A 1296-nucleotide genomic window follows, 5' to 3' on the forward strand; every position below is an offset into this window, starting at 1 on the left:
GGCGAGGGCTCCGGAGCCGCGCTCGTCGGCTACGGCACCGCCGGCGGACACGTCCAGACCCGCCGCCGCCGACCGGCCGCCACCGCCTCGGCCGCCGCGCCCGCCGCCCGCCCGACGGCCCCGGCCCGGCCCGCCTCCGTGCCGGCCGCCGCCGCGCTCCCCGTCATCGCGAAGCCGCCGATCCGCAAGCTCGCGAAGGACCTCGACGTCGACCTCCTCGAGGTGCAGGCCACCGGCCTCGCCGGCGAGGTCACCCGCGACGACGTCATCCGCCACGCCTCCCAGGCCAGCGTCTTCCGCAACATCCAGACCCCCGCCTGGGGCGACGACCGCGAGGAGCGCATCCCCGTGCGCGGCGTCCGCAAGGCGATCGCCGCCGCGATGTCGACGAGCGCGTTCACCGCGCCCCACGTCAGCGTCTTCGTCGACGTCGACGCGACCCGCACCATGGAGTTCGTCAAGCGCCTCAAGAACTCGCCCGACTTCGCCGGCGTCAAGGTCTCGCCGCTGCTCATCATGGCCAAGGCCATCATCTGGGCCGTCCGCCGCAACCCCACCGTCAACTCCGCCTGGACCGACACCGAGATCGTCGTCCGCCACTACGTCAACCTCGGCATCGCCGCGGCCACCCCGCGCGGACTGCTCGTCCCCAACGTCAAGGACGCCCAGTCGATGAGCCTCCTCGAACTGGCCCAGGCCCTCGAGAAGCTCACCCTCGACGCCCGCGACGGCAAGACCACCGCCGCCGACATGCAGAACGGCACCATCACCATCACCAACATCGGCGTCTTCGGGATGGACACGGGCACCCCGATCCTCAACCCCGGCGAAGTCGCGATCATCGCCCTCGGCACGATCAAGCAGAAGCCCTGGGTCGTCGACGGCGAGGTCCGCCCCCGCTTCGTCACCACGGTCGGCGGCTCCTTCGACCACCGCGTCGTCGACGGCGACGTGGTCAGCCGCTTCGTCGCCGACGTCGCCAGCGTGCTGGAGGAACCGGCGCTGCTCTTGGATTGAGCGGATTCCTCCTTCGTCGTCATCCGCTCCGCGGTCGGCTTTCCGAGGGGCGCGTTTCGTGGAGCGGGGAGCGTACCGCTACGGCGAATCGCTGGAACGCGATTCGGCGGTGAGCTCGGCGGTGCTCGATGGAGCGGATTCGTCCTTCGTCGTCATCCGCTCTACGGTCGGCTGTACGAGGTGGGGGCGTGTCGTGGAGCGGGGAGCGTACCGCTACGGCGAATCGCTGGAACGCGATTCGGCGGTCAGCTCGGCCCTGAGGGCGAGCGTGCACGGATG

The 1296-nt window shown here is 71.2% G+C and carries 2 protein-coding genes; both read left to right on the top strand.

Annotation, left to right across the window (positions count from 1 at the left end; translation table 11 throughout):
- Positions 1–1017, top strand: a 1017-nt coding sequence (locus tag C5C74_RS16835; protein ID WP_104351943.1) for a dihydrolipoamide acetyltransferase family protein, incomplete at its 5' end; no start/stop codon positions are given.
- 58 nt (positions 1018–1075) lie between these two features.
- On the top strand, positions 1076–1296 hold a 221-nt coding region (locus tag C5C74_RS17730), incomplete at its 3' end, for a hypothetical protein (RefSeq protein WP_219813504.1).

It is taken from the genome of Rathayibacter sp. AY1E8, assembly GCF_002931415.1.
Lineage (GTDB): Bacteria > Actinomycetota > Actinomycetes > Actinomycetales > Microbacteriaceae > Rathayibacter.